The sequence below is a fragment of the Micromonospora siamensis genome (assembly GCF_900090305.1).
GTDB classification, from domain to species: Bacteria; Actinomycetota; Actinomycetes; order Mycobacteriales; family Micromonosporaceae; genus Micromonospora; species Micromonospora siamensis.
The window spans coordinates 4,015,321-4,030,530 of record NZ_LT607751.1 but is presented as its reverse complement, the minus strand read 5'-3'; the positions used below and the strand labels follow the sequence as shown (position 1 = coordinate 4,030,530).

Genomic DNA, 15,210 nt, shown 5'->3' with positions numbered 1-15,210 from the left:
ACTCAGCCCTTGACCGCGCCCTGGAGGCCGCCGACGATGTGCTTCTCGGCGAGGGTGAAGAAGAGCAGCGCGGGCAGCATCGCCAGTGAGGTGAAGGCGAGGACGCCCGCGGTGTCGGTGGAGAACTGGCTGGAGAAGTTCTGCACGCCGAGCGGCAGGGTGTGCAGGTTGACGTCGCCGAGGACCAGCAGCGGCAGCAGGAACGCGTTCCAACTGGCCACGAACGCGAGGACCCCGACGGTGACCAGGGCGGGACGCGACAGCGGCAGCGCGACGCGCCAGAGGAAGCCGATCCGGCCCGCGCCGTCGATCGCCGCCGCGTCCTCCAGCTCGCGGGGGATGGCGGCGAGGAAGGGCCGCAGGATCACGATCGTCAGCGGCAGCTGGAACGCGACCTGCGGGAGGATCACCGCGTAGTAGGAGTTGACCAGGTTCAGGTCGCGCAGCATGAGATAGAGCGGCAGGATCGCCGCCCCGGCCGGGAAGAGCAGGCCGAGGGTGAAGAAGGTGTGCAGCGCCTCCCGTCCGCGGAAGGCGTACCGGGCGAGCACGAAGGCGGCGGACAACCCGAGCACCACGACGCCGAGCGTGGTGCCGAGGGCGACCACCGCGCTGTTGAACGCCTGCCGCCAGAAGTTGCTCTGCGTCAGCACCCGGGCGTAGTTGTCGAAGACCCACGGGTCGGGCAGGCCGGCCGGGTCGGCCACGATCTGCGGCGTGGTGCGGAAACCGCCGACGACCACGTAGAGGATCGGGGCGATCGACACGGCGGCGACCGCGAGCGCCAGCGCGTACGTCAGCGGCGTGCCCCAGGACACCGGGCGGCGCCCGGCGGACCGGGAGTGGACGGGGTGCGTGGTCACGGTCGGTTCGCCCTTCCGGTGATGGCGCCCTCGATGTCCCGGCGCAGGATGAAGCGCTGGAACAGCAGCGCCGCGACGAAGGAGATGACGAAGAGGATCACGGCGACCGCGTTGCCGTAGCCCCACAGCCGGGCGAAGAACCCGTTGTCCACCATGTAGGTCGCCATGGTTCCCGACGCACCGAGCGAGCGCACCGCGGGCACCGAGGTCACCCAGACCACGTCGAAGACCTGCAGCGAACCGATCATCGACAGGAACATCCAGATCCGGATCGTCGGGCCGAGCAGCGGGAGCGTGACGTGCCGCTGGGTCTGCCACCACCCCGCGCCGTCGATCGCCGCGGCCTCGGTCAGCTCCTGCGGCACGTTCGACAGGCCGGCGAGCAGCAGGATGATCGCGAAGCCGACGTACTTCCAGGTGAGCACGAACAGCAGCGTCCAGATGACGACGTCGAGGTCGGCGAGCCACGCCTGCACCAGACCGCCCAGGCCGACCGACCGCAGCAGCGCGTCGACGGTGCCGCCGTCGGTCAGGATCAGCTTCCACATGATGCCGACGGTGACCTCGGCCAGCACGTACGGCACGAACGCCAGCAGCCGGAACAGCGCGCGCCCGCGGAAGTGGCGGTTGAGCAGCAGGGCGACGCCCAGGGCGAGCGGTCCCTGGATCAGCAGCGATCCGGCGACGATGATCGCGTTGTTGCGCAGCGCGTCGAGGAAGATCGGGTCGCCGAAGGCGAGGACGTAGTTCCGCAGGCCCACGTACTCGGTGGGTGGCCCGACGCCGCGCCACCGGAACAGGCTGTAGTAGACGGCGAAGCCCATCGGCACCAGCACGAACATCACGTAGACGACGAGCGCCGGCGTGGTGAGCCCGATGATCTCGTACCACTTGCGGCGGGTCTCGGCGCGGCGGGAGGACGCGGGTGCGGCGGGCCGGCGGGCCGCCGGCGGCGTGGCGACGCCGCCGGCGGGGTCGCGGGTCTGGTTGGCCGACGTCACTTGCTCGCAGCTGCCTTCATGGCCGAGACGACCTTCTCCGGCGTCCCGTTCCCCGAGAAGATGGCGACGATCGCGTCGTTCATCGCGGTGCCGACGGTGCTGCCGTAGGCGGTGTCCAGCCACAGCTGCACGTAGCTCGCGTCGGCGGTGGCCTGGAGGATGGACTTCAGGGCCGGGTCCTTGATGCCGGCCTCGGCGCCCTTGACGACGGGCAGGCCGGTGCCGGTCTCGGCGTAGCCCTTCTGGACGTCGGGGCTGGCGATGTACTTGAGGAACTCGACGCACTCGGCGGGGGCGGCCTTGGCGCAGGCGAAGCCGTCGCCGCCACCGAGGGCCGCCTTCGGGTCACCGGCGGAGCCGGCGATCGCCGGTACGGGGAACCAGCCGATGAACGTGGCGAGCCTGGCCTTGTCGGTGGCGACGTTGTCCAGCGTGCCCCGGTTCCAGTCGCCCATCAGCTCCATCGCCGCCTTGCCGTTGGCGAGCAGACCGTTCGCGCTGGTGGGGTCGTTCTGGCCGGGCGTGGCGATGAAGTTGTTCTGGAACGGCCTGGTGTCGATGAAGGCCTTCAGGTCCTGGCCGGCCTTGACGAAGCACGGGTCGTCGAAGACCTTGTCCCTGGTCGCCTTCTTGAGGGTGTCGACCGAGCAGTCGCGCAGCGCGAAGTTGTACCACCAGTGCGCGGCGGGCCACTTGTCGCCGGCGCCCACCGCGATCGGCGTGACGTTGATGGCCTTGAGCCTGGTGACCGCGGTGTTGAGTTCCTCGAAGGTGGTCGGCGGCGCCGTGATGCCGGCCTTCGCGAAGAGTTCCTTGTTGTACCAGACGCCTTCGATGCCCATCCGGAACGGCAGACCGTACTGCCTGCCATCCACCTGCCAGATCTCGGCGGCGCTGCCGATGGTGCCGACCTCGGTCCTGACCTGGTCGGTGATGTCCTTGAGGTAGCCGGCCTCGACCTGCTCGCGCAGCTCGCCGCCGCCCCAGGACATGAAGACGTCGGGTGGGTCGTTGCTCAGCAGGGCTGCCGGGATCCGGGTCCGCTGGAGCTGGTTGGTCTCGATCGCCTCGATCTTGATCGTGACGCTCGGGTGGAGGGCGGAGAAGTCCTTGGCGACCTTCGCCCAGTAGGTCTTGCCGGGACCGTCCTGGGGGGCGTTGTGCCACCAGGTCAGGGTCACCGGGTTCTTGTACAGCTCGCCCGGTGGGGCCGCCTCGTCCTCGCCCCCGCCGCCGCAGCCGGCTACGAGGGAAGCGCTGGTCAGCAACAGTGCCAGGAGTGCGCCCACATGACGCTTCGTAGTCATCGATGTCTCCTCGACCAGTCAGTCGGGTTGTCGGGGGGAGTTTTACAGTCACGTAACTCGATGTCAATCGTTATCGATAACGTTTTCGATCCGTCGTGACCTTTGCCCCGCGCCGGCTCTACACTCGTCGCGTGGTGTTCCCGGAACGCGTCAAGATGTCGGACGTGGCACGTACGGCCGGCGTCTCGGTGGCGACCGTCTCGAAGGTCGTCAATGGGCGTTACGGCGTGGCGCAGGCGACCGTGGAGCGCGTCGAGCAGGTCATCCGCGACCTCGGTTACGAGGCCAGCCTGGGCGCGCAGAGCCTGCGCAGCCACCGGACGAACGTGCTCGGCATCCTGGTCGCCGAGTTCGAGCCGTTCTCCACCGAGCTGCTCAAGGGGGCGTCCCGGGAGGTCGCCGGCAGCGGCTACCAGCTGCTCGCCTACTCCAGCGGCGACGGCGAGGGCGCCGCCGTCGGATGGGAACGCCGCTCGCTGGCCCGCCTCTCCGGCACCCTGATCGACGGCGCCGTCATCGTCACGCCGACCGTCGTGGAGACCAAGCACGGCTTCCACGTGGTGGCCGTCGACCCGCACACCGGCCCGTCCGGCCTGCCCACCGTCGACTCCGACAACTTCGCCGGCGCCGTCCTGGCGACCACCTACCTGCTGTCGCTCGGCCATCGGCGGATCGGGCACATGAGCGGGCGGCCGGACCTCGAGTCGTCCCGGCTGCGCGAGGCCGGTTTCCGCCGGGCGATGGCCGATGCCGGCGTACCGGTGGACGAGCGGCTGGTGCGCGTCGGCGGCTACCGGATCGAGAGCGCCGCCGGCACCGCGGCGGAACTGCTCGGCCTCGCCGACCGGCCGACCGCCATCTTCGCGGGCAACGACCTCTCGGCGATCTCCACCATGGACGTCGCCCGGCGGATGGGGATCGCGGTCCCCGACGACCTGTCGGTGATCGGCTTCGACAACGTCCCCGAGTCGGCGTTGGTCGACCCGCCGCTGACGACGATCAGGCAACCGTTGCAGAGCATGGGCGCGGAAGCGCTGCGCCTGCTCATCGACCTGATCGGCGGCGTCGAACGCGACACCCACATCCGGCTCCCGACCGAGTTGGTCGTCCGTTCTTCCTGCCGTCCCTGCCGCTGACCCCGGAGCGGCCCCGCCGCGTCTCCGAAAGTTCCGGCGCGGGTCCGGAATTCGTGGCACCGGGGCGAACGGCTTCTGCCATCGACTGGGCTCTTTTCATGGCCGCCGTGAGCCGCTACGGTGAGCGGGATTCCGAAACTTCCGCGCTGGTTTTCCGGAAAACCTGGCGGCGGACCGACTCCGGAGGAGTCGACCCGAGAAGGAGTCCCGATGGTCGAGAACGAGATGAAGTGGGAGAGCCTGGAGACCACCCGCGGCAGCTACGACTGGGGGCCGGCCGACCAACTGGTCGCCTTCGCCACCGCGCACCACCAGCGGGTACGCGGGCACGTGCTGGCGTACCAGGAGTTGAAGGCCGAGCTGGTCTACTCCGGGCCACCCTTCGTGCTGCCGCGCGTGCCGCAGCGGCCGCACCGGTAGGCGCCGGCGGGCCGAGGGTGCACACCGACCTGCCCGAGGAGCAGCTGCGCGGCTACCACAGCGCGCTGCGGGAGCCGGCGGACTTCGACCGGTTCTGGACCGAGACGCTCGCCGAGGCGCGGGCCTGCGACGACACCGTGCGGTCGGTCCCGGTGGAGACCGCGCTGGCCGCCGTCGAGGTCCACGACGTGACCCTTCCCGGCTTCGCCGGGCAGCCGGTGCGGGCCTGGCTGCGGGTACCCGCCGCGGCGCGCGGTCCGCTGCCCACCGTGGTGCAGTACGTCGGCTACGGCGGCGGCCGCGGTCACCCGCTGGAGAACCTGCTGTGGGCGTGCGCGGGCTTCGCCCACCTCCAGATGGACACCCGGGGCCAGGGGTCGGGGTGGAGCCGTGGCGACACCCCCGATCCGGCGGCGGCCGGCCCGGAGGCGCCCGGCGTGGTCACCCGCGGCCTCGGCGACCCCCGCCGCTACTACTACCGGCGGTTGATCACCGACGCGGTCCGCGCCGTCGACGCGGCCCGCACGCTACCGGCCTTGGACCCGCAGCGGGTGGCGGTGCTCGGCCACAGCCAGGGCGGCGGGATCGCCCTGGCTGTGGCCGCCCTGGTGCCGGAGGTCCGGGCGCTGGTGTCGTACGTGCCGTTCCTCTGCGACATCCCCCGGGCGGTGCTGGTCACCGACGCCCACCCGTACCGGGAGATCCGCGACTGGCTGGCCGTGCACCGCGACGCGGAGGAGCAGGCGCTGCGCACCCTCGGGTACGTCGACGGGGTGGCCTTCGCCCGCCGGGCCGCCGTCCCGGCCCGGTTCTCGGTCGCCCTGATGGACGAGATCGTGCCGCCGTCGACGGTCTACGCGGCGGTGAACGCCTACCGGGGGCCGGCGGAGCTGGCGGTGTGGCGGTACAACGGCCACGAGGCCGGCGGTATCGACGACGACGCGGCGGCGCTCACCTTTCTGCGTGCGGCGCTCGCCCCCTGACCGGCGAGGTCACGCTGTGGCCGTTGCCCGCTCCGGCCGCCCGGTCGTGCGGTAGACAAGGCAAGGTGAGGTCCGGGCCGCCCAGCATCGCCCGGCGGCTGGCGGCCCTGGCGGTCGTGGCCGCCGCGCTGGTCGCCGGCTGCCAGCGGCCCGCCCCGACACCGCCGCCGCCCACCCCCACCCCCAGCGCGACCGGCCCGCGCGCCCCGGCCGACTTCGTGGTGCTCACCGACGTCGACCCGAGCATCCGCGCCGACATCCGCTACGCCGGCCCGCACAACTTCGTCGGCCGGCCGATCGCCGGCTACGCCGAGCCGCTCTGCCTGCTCACCCGGGGAGCCGCCGACGCGCTGCGTCGGGTGCAGGCCGCCGCGCTCGCGCAGGGCCGCAGCCTCAAGGTGTACGACTGCTACCGCCCCCGCCGCGCCGTGGACGACTTCGTGACCTGGGCGAAGCAGCCCGGCGAGCAGCGGATGAAGGCCGAGTTCTATCCGACGGTGCCGAAGTCGCGGCTGTTCGCCGACGGGTACATCGGGGCGCCCACCGCGCACAGCCGGGGCAGCACCCTGGACCTGACCCTGGTCCCGGTGCCCACCCCGGCGCAGCCCGGCTACTCGCCCGGGCAGCCGCTGGTCGCCTGCACCGCGCCGGCCGACCGCCGCTTCGGTGACGACAGCGTCGACATGGGCACCGGTTTCGACTGCTTCGACCCGCTCGCGCACACCGACGACCCCCGGGTCACCGGCACGCCCCGGGTGGAACGGGACCGGCTGCGGCGGCTGATGACCGCACAGGGTTTCGAGAACTACCCGCGCGAGTGGTGGCACTACCGGTGGACGACCGAGCCGTACCCGGAGACGTACTTCGACTTCCCGGTGGCCCGTTCCGCGCTGCGCCCCGGTTGACCGCTCGGCCGGCGCGGCCAGCTCAGGCGTCCTGCGGCGTCGCGGCCCTCCGCGCCCGGTCGGCGTCGTCGCGGTGACCCGCGTGGCGGGAGCGCAGCAGCTGGATCCCGATCGGCACGACGGAGACCAGCACGATGCCGATCAGGATGAACTCGATGTTGTCCCGGACGAACGGGATCCGGCCCAGGTAGAAGCCGAGCACCGTGACGCCGGTGCCCCACAGCGCCCCGCCGATCACGTTGTAGGTCAGGAACGTGCGGTACCGCATCCGGCTCACCCCGGCGATGATCGGGGTGAAGGTGCGTACCACCGGGATGAACCGGGCCAGCACCACCGACCGGGCGCCGTGCCGGGCGAAGAACCGGTTGGCCCGTTCCACGTTCTGCTGCTTGAACAGCCGGGAGTCGGGCCGGCGGAACAGCGCCGGGCCGACCCGCTTGCCGAACAGGTAGCCCACCTGGTCACCGGCGATCGCGGCGACCGCCACCAGCAGGCAGACCAGCCAGAGCGGCTGGCTCAGGTAGCGGCCGCCGGCCACCAGCAGGCCGGCGGTGAACAGCAGCGAGTCGCCGGGCAGGAAGAACCCGATCAGCAGCCCGGACTCGGCGAAGACGACCGCGAGGATGCCGATCAGCCCGAACGTCGAGATCAGCGACTCGGGGGCGAGGAGGCCCGGGCCTGCGGCGGGCGACGCGAGGATCGAGGACATCAGCGGCCTCCAGGGGTACGCAGGTGGCGGCGCGCGGACGCGGCCGGGTGCACCGCCACCGCTACCCTCGCCGCCACCTCGCAAACCCGAAGGTGAGCAGGTCGGGCCGTCAGAGGATGCCGCGGGCGGCGAACGCCGAGCGGGTCGCCGTGGCGGCGGAGGCGCCGTAGAGGCGCTCGGCGGTGGCCACGGTGGCCAGTGCGGCGTCCCGGAACGAGGTGTCCGGCGCGAAGTCGAACTGGGCCTCGACGATCAGGGTGCTGGCCTTGCGGTCGCCGAGGGCGGTCCGGATGTCCCACAGGGCGCGGGACCAGATCTCCCCGTCGGCGTGCACCTCGCCGCGCACGTCGGTCGGGTAGACCTTGGTGCCGTCGAGCCGGCGCAGGCAGTGCGGCGTCCTGCTGGTGTACGACACCGAGTCCCAGTCGGCGACGCACGCCTCCGGGGTCTTCGTCGGCACGCCGGTGGCCCAGCTGGTCACGGCGACGGCCAGGTAGTCGCCGAACGCCTCACCGATCGAGCCGGACTCCAGGTTGGTGCCGAAGCCGGGGACCTGGCCGTCCTGCACCGAGTGGCCGTACTCGTGCACGATCACCTCGGCGTCCTCGGCGTCGTCCACCCCGCCCTTACCGAGGGTGATGTTGGCCTTGTCGTCGCGGAAGAACGAGTTGTCGCCGCCGTACTGGTTGACCCGTAGCTCGATCTGCCGCTGGTTGACCGGGCGCAGCGTGCTGCCGAAGCCGAGCGACTGGAGGTAAGCCTGGGCGGTGTTGACCCAGTGGTAGCCCATGACCTGCTCGAACTGGTCGGCGTCGCGGTGCCAGGCGGGGAAGGAGCCGTCGACCGCCCGGGCGGGCGTGCCGGTGTCGCTCTTGACCCGGACGTAGCGGCCGGTGAGGGTGCCGGAGCCGTCCAGGTTGGTCAGGGTCACCGGCCGGTACGCGCCGGCCAGCGCCGGGTAGTCGGCGTCCTTGGCGTCGGTCAGCGTCTGGTCGCCGAGCTGCTGCACCGGGTTCGGCGCGAACACCGTCGCGCCGGCGGTGCCGGAGTAGGGATCGCCGGCCGCCTGCACGGTGGTGCCGCCGGCGACCAGCGCCGCGGTGACCGCCGAGGCGAGCAGCGCGGAACGTCGGATCTGGGGGTTCATGATCGTCCCTTCGAGGGTGGATCGATTCGCCGACACTAGGCTCCCCGTCGGACGCTGCCAATACCTCGGACCAGCGGGCCGGGCGCCCGCACGGGAGGGACCTCACATGGAGATCGACCGGATCGGGCCGCCGCTGCGCGCGGGGGAGCGCGAGACCCTGCGCGCCTTCCTCGACTTCCACCGCGCCACCCTGGCCATGAAGTGCGCCGGGCTCGGCGACGAGGAGCTGCGCCGCCGCTCCTCGCCACCGTCCACGCTGAGCCTGCTCGGCCTGCTGAGGCATTTGGCCGAGGTGGAGCGGACCTGGTTCCGGCGGGTGATCGCCGGCGAGGAGATCGGGCTGATCTGGTCACCGACCGGCGACTTCCAGGCCGCGTACGACCCGGACGGGTCGACCGGCGCGGAGGCGTTCGCGGTGTGGCAGGCCGAGGTGGAGCACGCCCGCCGCATCGAGCGGGAGGCCGAGTCGCTGGAGGTCACCGGCCACCAGGCGCGCTGGGGCGAGGACGTGTCGCTGCGGCTGGTGATGCTGCACATGATGCACGAGTACGCCCGGCACAACGGCCACGCCGACTTCCTGCGCGAGGCGATCGACGGCAGCGTCGGCGCTTGACGCCTGCTCGGCGACCCCTGCCCGGGTGGCCGCCCTCGCCGCGGTGGTCGCGTACCCGGTCCCGGTGCGCCGCTGGCTGCGCGCCCGCCAGGTGGCGGGCCGGCACCGCAGAGCCTCGGGCCCGGCCGGCGGCGACCGGCCGGGCCCACGCTCAGCGCAGCGGCAGCCAGGCCAGCACGTCGCGGATGGCCGCGTCCCAGTAGTCCCAGTCGTGGGCGCCGGGGGACCAGCGCGCCTCCACCGGTACGCCCCGGCGCCGGGCGGCGGCCAGGAACCGTTCGTTGTCCTCGCGCAGGTGGTCCTCGGTGCCGCAGCCGAGGTAGAGGGCCGGCAGGTCGGCGCCGGCGGCCTCCACCAGGGCGATGGTGTCGTCGTCCGGCGCCACCGGCCGGTCACCGAAGACGGTGTGCCAGACCGCCGGGTTCAGCGGGTTGGTCGGGTGGTCGCGCCGGTTGGCCAGGTCGAGGGCGCCGGAGAGGCTGGCGGCGGCGGCGAACCGCCCGGGTTGGCGCAGCGCCCACTTCAGCGCGCCGTAGCCGCCCATCGAGAGGCCGGCGACGAAGGTGTCCTCCCGGCGGTCCGACAGCCGAAAGAACGACCGGCAGACCTGCGGCAGCTCCTCGCTGAGGAACTGCCAGTACCGGTTGCCGTTCGCCTCGTCGGTGTAGAAGCTGCGCCCGGCGTTCGGCATCACCACGGCCAGCCCCAGCGGCGCGACGTACCGCTCGATCGAGGTGCGCCGGGTCCAGGCCGTGTCGTCGTCGGTCAGGCCGTGCAGCAGGTACAGCACGGGCGGGTCGCCGGCCGGCGCGCCACCGGCCATGCCGATCCCGGCGCCGGCCGGGTCGGGCAGCAGCACCGTCATGGACGTGCCCATGCCGAGGGCCTCGGAGAAGAAGTCACAACGGATCCGCGCCATGGGCGTGGATCGTACGCGGGGACCGATCGGCCCGGGGCGTTCGTCCTCCGCGCGGAGGCAAATCGACGGTTCCTATTGCCCAGGGGCGTACGCGAGGGACAGGATGACCAGGCGCGCCGGAAACATCCCCGTAACCTGCGCGCTGCTGGTCTCTGTCACGAGGAAGTGGGAGTCAGTCATGAGCGACGCGTCCACCGCGCTGGGTGTCCGTCTCTATCCGGACCTGGCCGAGCACGACGGGCTCGCCGCCGCGCTCACCGAGTGTGCCGACCGGCACGGCCTGTCGATCGGCCGGGTCACCGGCCCCGAAGCGGGCCCCGGGCGGTACGCCCACGCCGAGATCGCCTGCGAACGGGGTGTGGTCCGGATCCGGGTCGCCCGGGAGGCCCGCTATTTCATGGTCGACATCTCCGAGGGTGGTCGGGCCCGCGCCTACGGCGACGCCTGCGACCTGCTGCCGATCGCCGAGCTGGCGCAGGCCTGGTGCGGCGGGACCGAGCTGCCCGAACTGGCCACCCGCTTCTCGTTCCTGAAGTGCAAGAAGGACTGACCGGCCCGAACGACCGTCCGACCGGCCCCGGCGCGAGCGCGCCGGGGCCTCGTCGTGACGCGGGACCGGTGCGGGCGCGTCAGGGGGGATCACGGGCCGGCGGCGCCGGGCGGGGTGCGGCCGGTGCCGCCGGGTGCGCCGGCGGTGAGCTGAGCGGGCACCGCCCGGGAGCCGGCGGTGACCAGGGGTCGTAGCGGGGTGTGGCCGGCGGCCGTGACCAGCCGGGTGGCCAGCGGCCGGGTGAGCGGCACGACGACGATCGCCACGACGGCTCCCAGTGCCAGGCCGGCCAGCACGTCGTGCGGGTAGTGCGCGGCGATGTAGACCCGGGAGAACCCCATCAGCGCCGCGGCCACCGCGGTGACCAGCCCCAGACGCCAGGAGACGAACCACAGGGCGGCCGCCGCCGCGCCGGCCATGACGGAGTGGTCGGACGGGAACGAGAAGTCCGTGCTGCGGGTGGCGAGCACCAGGATGCCGGGGTGGTCGGTGTAGGGGCGCGGCTCGTGGAACAGGGCCACCAGGGGCTGGTTGACCCCGATCGCCACCCCGGTGGCCACCGGGGCCAGGAGGGCGACCGCCACCCGCCCCGGGTTGCCGCTCGCGCGGGCGTCCCACCACCCGACCAGCATGAGGAACCCGAAGAGTGCCACGCCGTAGGCGGCGTATCCGGTCACCGCCGTGTGCAGCCACGGGGTTGCCTCGGCGAACCGGTTGACCTCGTCGAACACTCCGACGTCCATCACACTCCCTGGGTCGCACCTACAATGTTTGTAGTTCGCAGCGTACTCCTACAAGATGCGTAGTTCTGGGGGATGGGTGAAGAGCAGACGCCGCGGGCACGGCGACCTCGAACAGGAGGTCATCGCCGTGCTCGCCGCCGCCGAGGGGCCGCTGGCCCCCGCCGCGGTCCGGGAGCGCCTCGACCCCGGCCTCGCCTACAACACCGTCACCACCGTGCTGGGCCGGCTGCACGACAAGGGGCGGGTCACCCGGGTGTCCGCCGGGCGTGGCTACGCCTACCAGGCGGTACGCGACCGGGCCCAGGTGGTCGCGCACCAGATGCGCCGGCTCCTCGACGACGACGCCGACCGCTCCGCCGTGCTGACCCGCTTCGTCGGCGCGCTCACCCCGGAGGACGAGGCGCTCCTGGTCGCCCTGCTCCAACGCACCGAGCCGGAGCCGTCGTGATCATCGCCCTGCTGGTGGTGCTGGCCTCCGCCGCGGCGTACGCCGGCTGCGGACCGTGGCTCAGCCGTACCCTCCGACCGGCCCTCGCGGTGCGCCTGCTCGCGCCCACCGGGCTGCTGGTCACCGCGGCGCTCTGGTTCGCCGCTGCCGTCACGGCCGCCACCTGGGTCGGACAGGACGCCGAGGTGGCCGCCGCCGGCGCCTGGTCCGCCCAGGCGCTGCGCTCGCAGGCACCGCTGCCCTGGCCCGTCGCGGCCGTGGCCCTGACGGTGCTCGCCGCCGTCGCCGCCCGCACCGGTGTGTTCCTGGTCCGGCGGGCCGCCGCCCTGCGGGCCGCCCACCGCGACTGCGGGCGCCTCGGCGAGCCGGGCGCACTGGTGGTGCTCGACACCGACCGGCCCGACGCCTTCACCACCCCCGAGGCGACCGGGCGCATCGTGGTCACCCGGGGCATGCTGCGCGCCCTGCCGGCCGACGAGCGTTCGGCGCTGCTGGCCCACGAGGGCTCCCACCTGGCCCACCGGCACGCCTGGTGGATCGCCGCGATCGACCTGGCCGCCGCCACCAACCCCACCCTCGGCCGCACCGCCCGATCGCTGCGCAACGCCGTCGAGCGGTGGGCGGACGAGGACGCCGCCGCCCGGTTGGGGGACCGCCGGGTGGTCGCCCGGGCCCTGGCCCGCGCCGCGCTGGCCCGCCACCGGCACGGCGTCGGCCCGCTGCCCGCGGCCACCGGCGGGGACGTGCCCGACCGGGTACGCGCCCTGCTCGATCCGCCCGCCACCCGGCGCGGCCCGGCGCTCGCCGTGCTCGCCGTCGTCCTCACCCTGGTCACGCTGGGCTCCGCCATCGTCCAGCATCAGGGCGAGCGCCTCTTCGAACGGGCCGGCGCCGGAAAATCGACCGCCGTGTCGGGGCCGGTCAGCTCGGCCGCGGCCAGCGGGCTCGTACCGCGTCCACGCAGGTGTCCCGGGACGTCGGGCCGCCGAACCGGAGCCGGTCGTATGCGGTGAAGGCCGGCTCCAGCGCGTCCAGTTCGTCGACCCACGCGTGCAGTCGGGTCAGCCAGGCCGGCGATCCGGCGTCCGGCTCGTCGGGCGCCGCCCGGATCGCCCCGGTCAGCGCGTCCTTGCGAAGGATGTTGGCCGGGGTCACCGAGTGCAGGCACACGTACCGGCCGGTGAGGTAGGCGTCCCACTCCGCCGCGCCGACCGCCGGGTCGTCCCAGTGCCCGGCGAACCAGGCCGGCAGCGCCGCCACCCCGCCGGCCCGTTCCGCCAGGGCGAACAGGTCCGCCGGGACCATCTGCGCGCCGTCCGAGCGCAGGTAGCCCGGCAGCGGCAGCCGCCGGTCCAGCATCATCCGGCGTACGTCGTCGGTGTCCCGGCCGTGGGCCGCGCACAACTCGTCGAGCACCACGAACTGCCCGTCGACGTACGCGTCGTCCGCGGCCGACATCGGGTGCTCCCCGTTCACCGCACGGAACCGCTCCGCCACCTGGTGCCGCAACTCCACTCTCCGACCCCCCTACCCTGATCGTTTCCGCAGATCAGGGTAGGTGATCCACTCTTCGGCGCCCGCCGAACCGTCCCCACCCATCGACCCGATGCTCCGCGATATCGATTGCGGTGGTCCCGCGGTGGCCCTACCGTCAATGCCGCAAGGTCATCCGAGACCACCCCCAGGGAGTACGCCGTGACGCAGCACGCCCACACCGAGACCCCGCGGTCCATGCCGCGCGGCGGTGTCCGGCTGCCAGCCGGCGAACGAAACTCCGACCGCTGCTCGTGGCAGCGGTACCGACCCGGGTGGCGGCGCTCCTAGCGCCCGCGCTACACGCGCAGCCGCCCACCCGCACGACGGGTCCGGGCGGCTTTTTCGTCACCCGGCTCCCACCCCGTGGGCGTAGCTCAACGGAAGAGCACCGGATTCCAGACCCGACGGTCGCAGGTTCGAATCCTGCCGCCCCCGCCCGACCCGACACACCCCCGCACGAGGAGACGATCATGGGTTTCACCCCGCTGCCCGGCACCCGGGCCCCGGTACGGGTCTGGACCGACCCGTACGCCATCGAGCCGCAGGCGGCGAAGCAGCTGCGCAACATCGGCGCCCTGCCCTGGGTGCAGGGCGTCGCCGTCATGCCCGACGTGCACTTCGGCAAGGGCGCGACGGTCGGCTCGGTGATCGCGATGCGGCAGGCGGTCTCGCCGGCCGCGGTCGGCGTCGACATCGGCTGCGGGATGTCCGCGGTGCGGACCTCGCTGACCGCGGCCGACCTGCCCGACGACCTGGCGGCGCTGCGCTCGGCGGTCGAGGCGGCCATCCCGGTCGGCTTCGCCAAGCGCGACGACCCGGTCGACCCGCGGCGGGTACGCGGCCTGGAGCAGGGCGGCTGGGACGCCTTCTGGACCGGCTTCGGTGACCTGGACCGCCGGGTCCGGCAGCTGGAGAGCCGCGCCCGGCACCAGATGGGCACGCTCGGCGGCGGCAACCACTTCATCGAGGTGTGCCTGGAGCAGGACGGTCCGGACGCCGGCCGGGTGTGGCTGATGCTGCACTCCGGGTCGCGCAACATCGGCAAGGAGCTGGCCGAGCGGCACATCCGGGTGGCGCAGGCGCTGCCGCACAACACCGACCTGCCCGACCGGGACCTGGCGGTCTTCCTCACCGGCACCCCGGAGATGGACGCCTACCGGCGGGACCTGTGGTGGGCGCAGGAGTACGCACGCCGCAACCGGGCGGTCATGCTCGCAGTCCTCTGCGGGGTGGTGCGTGAGCAGTTCCCGCAGGTCAGCTACGACGCGCCGATCTCCTGCCACCACAACTACGTGGCGGAGGAGAGCTACGACGGGGTGGAGGTGCTGGTCACTCGGAAGGGGGCGATCCGGGCCGGCACGGGGGACCTCGGCATCATCCCCGGCTCGATGGGCACCGGGTCGTACATCGTGCGGGGCAAGGGCAACCCGGACGCGTACTGCTCGGCGTCGCACGGCGCGGGCCGGCGGATGTCCCGGGGACAGGCGAAGCGGACGTACAGCACCGAGGACCTGGAGCGGCAGACCGCCGGGGTGGAGTGCCGCAAGGACGCCGGGGTGGTCGACGAGATCCCCGGCGCGTACAAGGACATCACCGAGGTGATGGCGCAGCAGGAGGACCTGGTCGAGGTGGTGGCGCACCTCAAGCAGGTGGTCTGCGTCAAGGGGTGACACCGGTCGGCGCCCGTCGGGGGGCGGGCGCCGACCGGGGCCCTGGTCAGCGGGGCGGGCGCAGCCTCGCCCAGGCGACCGCGCCGACCACCAGCGCGAGCCCGGCGGCGCCCAGCGCGTAGAGCAGCCGGTGCCGGTCGGCGACGAACGCCTGCGTCGCCAGGTAGCCGATGAACAGGGCCTCCAGGACGAGAATGACGTGGAACGCCGTTCGGCTCTTGATCAGCGCGCCTGAGGAGTCCGGGGTGGAGGGTGGCATG

At 72.8% G+C, this 15,210-nt stretch carries 18 protein-coding genes and 1 tRNA gene; 10 read left to right on the top strand and 9 right to left on the bottom strand.

The features are described from left to right. Nucleotides 1-2 precede the first annotated feature (2 nt). The 3 genes from GA0074704_RS18735 to GA0074704_RS18725 are packed head-to-tail and all read right to left on the bottom strand — an operon-like array spanning nucleotide 3 to nucleotide 3,171. Nucleotides 3-863 (bottom strand): carbohydrate ABC transporter permease, encoded by an 861-nt coding sequence (locus tag GA0074704_RS18735; protein WP_088971707.1) that lies wholly within the window; start codon nucleotides 861-863, stop codon nucleotides 3-5. Continuing rightward, the gene (locus GA0074704_RS18730) at nucleotides 860-1,864 is read right to left on the bottom strand and encodes a carbohydrate ABC transporter permease (protein WP_088971706.1); all 1,005 of its coding nucleotides are present in this window, start codon (nucleotides 1,862-1,864) and stop codon (nucleotides 860-862) included. The genes GA0074704_RS18735 and GA0074704_RS18730 overlap by 4 nt, the downstream gene beginning before the upstream one ends. Then, nucleotides 1,861-3,171, bottom strand: coding sequence for an extracellular solute-binding protein (locus GA0074704_RS18725; RefSeq protein WP_088971705.1), 1,311 nt, complete (start codon nucleotides 3,169-3,171; stop codon nucleotides 1,861-1,863). Before GA0074704_RS18725 ends, GA0074704_RS18730 begins: the two co-directional genes overlap by 4 nt. A 131-nt stretch (nucleotides 3,172-3,302) precedes the next feature. On the opposite strand from GA0074704_RS18725, the gene GA0074704_RS18720 reads away from it, so the two are divergent. From GA0074704_RS18720 to GA0074704_RS18705, 4 genes are all read left to right on the top strand, one after another. After that, nucleotides 3,303-4,307 (top strand): LacI family DNA-binding transcriptional regulator, encoded by a 1,005-nt coding sequence (locus GA0074704_RS18720; protein ID WP_088971704.1) that lies wholly within the window; start codon nucleotides 3,303-3,305, stop codon nucleotides 4,305-4,307. A 210-nt stretch (nucleotides 4,308-4,517) separates the two neighbouring features. Beyond that, nucleotides 4,518-4,727 (top strand): endo-1,4-beta-xylanase, encoded by a 210-nt coding sequence (locus GA0074704_RS18715; protein ID WP_088971703.1) that lies wholly within the window; start codon nucleotides 4,518-4,520, stop codon nucleotides 4,725-4,727. Nucleotides 4,728-4,744: 17 nt separating this feature from the next. Next, nucleotides 4,745-5,710 carry an acetylxylan esterase gene (locus GA0074704_RS18710; RefSeq protein WP_088971702.1) on the top strand — a complete coding sequence of 322 codons (966 nt, stop codon included), beginning with the start codon at nucleotides 4,745-4,747 and terminating at the stop codon, nucleotides 5,708-5,710. A gap of 65 nt (nucleotides 5,711-5,775) precedes the next feature. Continuing rightward, nucleotides 5,776-6,615 (top strand): M15 family metallopeptidase, encoded by an 840-nt coding sequence (locus GA0074704_RS18705; protein WP_231926546.1) that lies wholly within the window; start codon nucleotides 5,776-5,778, stop codon nucleotides 6,613-6,615. Nucleotides 6,616-6,637: 22 nt separating this feature from the next. Here GA0074704_RS18705 and GA0074704_RS18700 read toward each other — a convergent pair whose 3' ends face one another. Both GA0074704_RS18700 and GA0074704_RS18695 read right to left on the bottom strand, forming a co-directional pair. Then, the gene (locus tag GA0074704_RS18700) at nucleotides 6,638-7,324 is read right to left on the bottom strand and encodes a DedA family protein (protein WP_088971701.1); all 687 of its coding nucleotides are present in this window, start codon (nucleotides 7,322-7,324) and stop codon (nucleotides 6,638-6,640) included. Between the two features lie 109 nt (nucleotides 7,325-7,433). After that, the gene (locus tag GA0074704_RS18695) at nucleotides 7,434-8,471 is read right to left on the bottom strand and encodes a M4 family metallopeptidase (RefSeq protein WP_088971700.1); all 1,038 of its coding nucleotides are present in this window, start codon (nucleotides 8,469-8,471) and stop codon (nucleotides 7,434-7,436) included. Nucleotides 8,472-8,577: 106 nt separating this feature from the next. On the opposite strand from GA0074704_RS18695, the gene GA0074704_RS18690 reads away from it, so the two are divergent. Further along, complete coding sequence (locus GA0074704_RS18690; protein WP_088971699.1) at nucleotides 8,578-9,084, top strand: DinB family protein; 507 nt, start codon at nucleotides 8,578-8,580, stop codon at nucleotides 9,082-9,084. A gap of 151 nt (nucleotides 9,085-9,235) precedes the next feature. Here the strand turns inward: GA0074704_RS18690 and GA0074704_RS18685 are convergent, their stop codons facing one another. Continuing rightward, on the bottom strand, nucleotides 9,236-10,003 hold the full coding sequence (locus tag GA0074704_RS18685; RefSeq protein ID WP_088971698.1) for an alpha/beta hydrolase: 768 nt from the start codon (nucleotides 10,001-10,003) through the stop codon (nucleotides 9,236-9,238). 178 nt (nucleotides 10,004-10,181) lie between these two features. Between GA0074704_RS18685 and GA0074704_RS18680 the strand changes: the two genes are divergently transcribed. Continuing rightward, nucleotides 10,182-10,553, top strand: a complete 372-nt coding sequence (locus GA0074704_RS18680; RefSeq protein WP_088971697.1) for a hypothetical protein — start codon at nucleotides 10,182-10,184, stop codon at nucleotides 10,551-10,553. Between the two features lie 89 nt (nucleotides 10,554-10,642). Here the strand turns inward: GA0074704_RS18680 and GA0074704_RS18675 are convergent, their stop codons facing one another. Further along, nucleotides 10,643-11,296, bottom strand: coding sequence for a phosphatase PAP2 family protein (locus GA0074704_RS18675; protein WP_088971696.1), 654 nt, complete (start codon nucleotides 11,294-11,296; stop codon nucleotides 10,643-10,645). Between the two features lie 76 nt (nucleotides 11,297-11,372). On the opposite strand from GA0074704_RS18675, the gene GA0074704_RS18670 reads away from it, so the two are divergent. Together GA0074704_RS18670 and GA0074704_RS18665 are read left to right on the top strand one after the other, a co-directional pair. Next, entirely contained in the window at nucleotides 11,373-11,744 is a 372-nt protein-coding gene (locus GA0074704_RS18670) for a BlaI/MecI/CopY family transcriptional regulator (RefSeq protein WP_231926544.1), read from the top strand. Further along, complete coding sequence (locus GA0074704_RS18665; protein WP_088971694.1) at nucleotides 11,741-12,757, top strand: M56 family metallopeptidase; 1,017 nt, start codon at nucleotides 11,741-11,743, stop codon at nucleotides 12,755-12,757. The genes GA0074704_RS18670 and GA0074704_RS18665 overlap by 4 nt, the downstream gene beginning before the upstream one ends. Here GA0074704_RS18665 and GA0074704_RS18660 read toward each other — a convergent pair. Further along, nucleotides 12,666-13,202 (bottom strand): DUF6058 family natural product biosynthesis protein, encoded by a 537-nt coding sequence (locus GA0074704_RS18660; RefSeq protein ID WP_197697549.1) that lies wholly within the window; start codon nucleotides 13,200-13,202, stop codon nucleotides 12,666-12,668. The two genes, GA0074704_RS18665 and GA0074704_RS18660, sit on opposite strands and share 92 nt — an antisense overlap. Before the next feature lie 441 nt (nucleotides 13,203-13,643). On the opposite strand from GA0074704_RS18660, the gene GA0074704_RS18655 reads away from it, so the two are divergent. Together GA0074704_RS18655 and GA0074704_RS18650 are read left to right on the top strand one after the other, a co-directional pair. Then, nucleotides 13,644-13,715 (top strand) — tRNA-Trp (locus GA0074704_RS18655). Between the two features lie 35 nt (nucleotides 13,716-13,750). Then, on the top strand, nucleotides 13,751-14,950 hold the full coding sequence (locus GA0074704_RS18650) for an RtcB family protein (protein WP_088971692.1): 1,200 nt from the start codon (nucleotides 13,751-13,753) through the stop codon (nucleotides 14,948-14,950). 46 nt (nucleotides 14,951-14,996) lie between these two features. On the opposite strand, the gene GA0074704_RS18645 is transcribed toward GA0074704_RS18650, so the two are convergent. After that, nucleotides 14,997-15,209: a hypothetical protein gene (locus tag GA0074704_RS18645; RefSeq protein WP_088971691.1), complete on the bottom strand. Its 213-nt coding sequence runs from the start codon at nucleotides 15,207-15,209 to the stop codon at nucleotides 14,997-14,999. Between the last annotated feature and the right edge of the window lies 1 nt (nucleotide 15,210).

Coding starts and splice junctions, on each gene's coding strand:
- GA0074704_RS18675 (WP_088971696.1), bottom strand. CDS start 11,296: ATGGACGTCGGAGTGTTCGACGAGGTCAACCGGTTCGCCGAGGCAACC.
- GA0074704_RS18700 (WP_088971701.1), bottom strand. CDS start 7,324: ATGTCCTCGATCCTCGCGTCGCCCGCCGCAGGCCCGGGCCTCCTCGCC.
- GA0074704_RS18650 (WP_088971692.1), top strand. CDS start 13,751: ATGGGTTTCACCCCGCTGCCCGGCACCCGGGCCCCGGTACGGGTCTGG.
- GA0074704_RS18685 (WP_088971698.1), bottom strand. CDS start 10,003: ATGGCGCGGATCCGTTGTGACTTCTTCTCCGAGGCCCTCGGCATGGGC.
- GA0074704_RS18660 (WP_197697549.1), bottom strand. CDS start 13,202: ATGTCGGCCGCGGACGACGCGTACGTCGACGGGCAGTTCGTGGTGCTC.
- GA0074704_RS18690 (WP_088971699.1), top strand. CDS start 8,578: ATGGAGATCGACCGGATCGGGCCGCCGCTGCGCGCGGGGGAGCGCGAG.
- GA0074704_RS18725 (WP_088971705.1), bottom strand. CDS start 3,171: ATGACTACGAAGCGTCATGTGGGCGCACTCCTGGCACTGTTGCTGACC.
- GA0074704_RS18695 (WP_088971700.1), bottom strand. CDS start 8,471: ATGAACCCCCAGATCCGACGTTCCGCGCTGCTCGCCTCGGCGGTCACC.
- GA0074704_RS18715 (WP_088971703.1), top strand. CDS start 4,518: ATGGTCGAGAACGAGATGAAGTGGGAGAGCCTGGAGACCACCCGCGGC.
- GA0074704_RS18680 (WP_088971697.1), top strand. CDS start 10,182: ATGAGCGACGCGTCCACCGCGCTGGGTGTCCGTCTCTATCCGGACCTG.
- GA0074704_RS18645 (WP_088971691.1), bottom strand. CDS start 15,209: ATGCCACCCTCCACCCCGGACTCCTCAGGCGCGCTGATCAAGAGCCGA.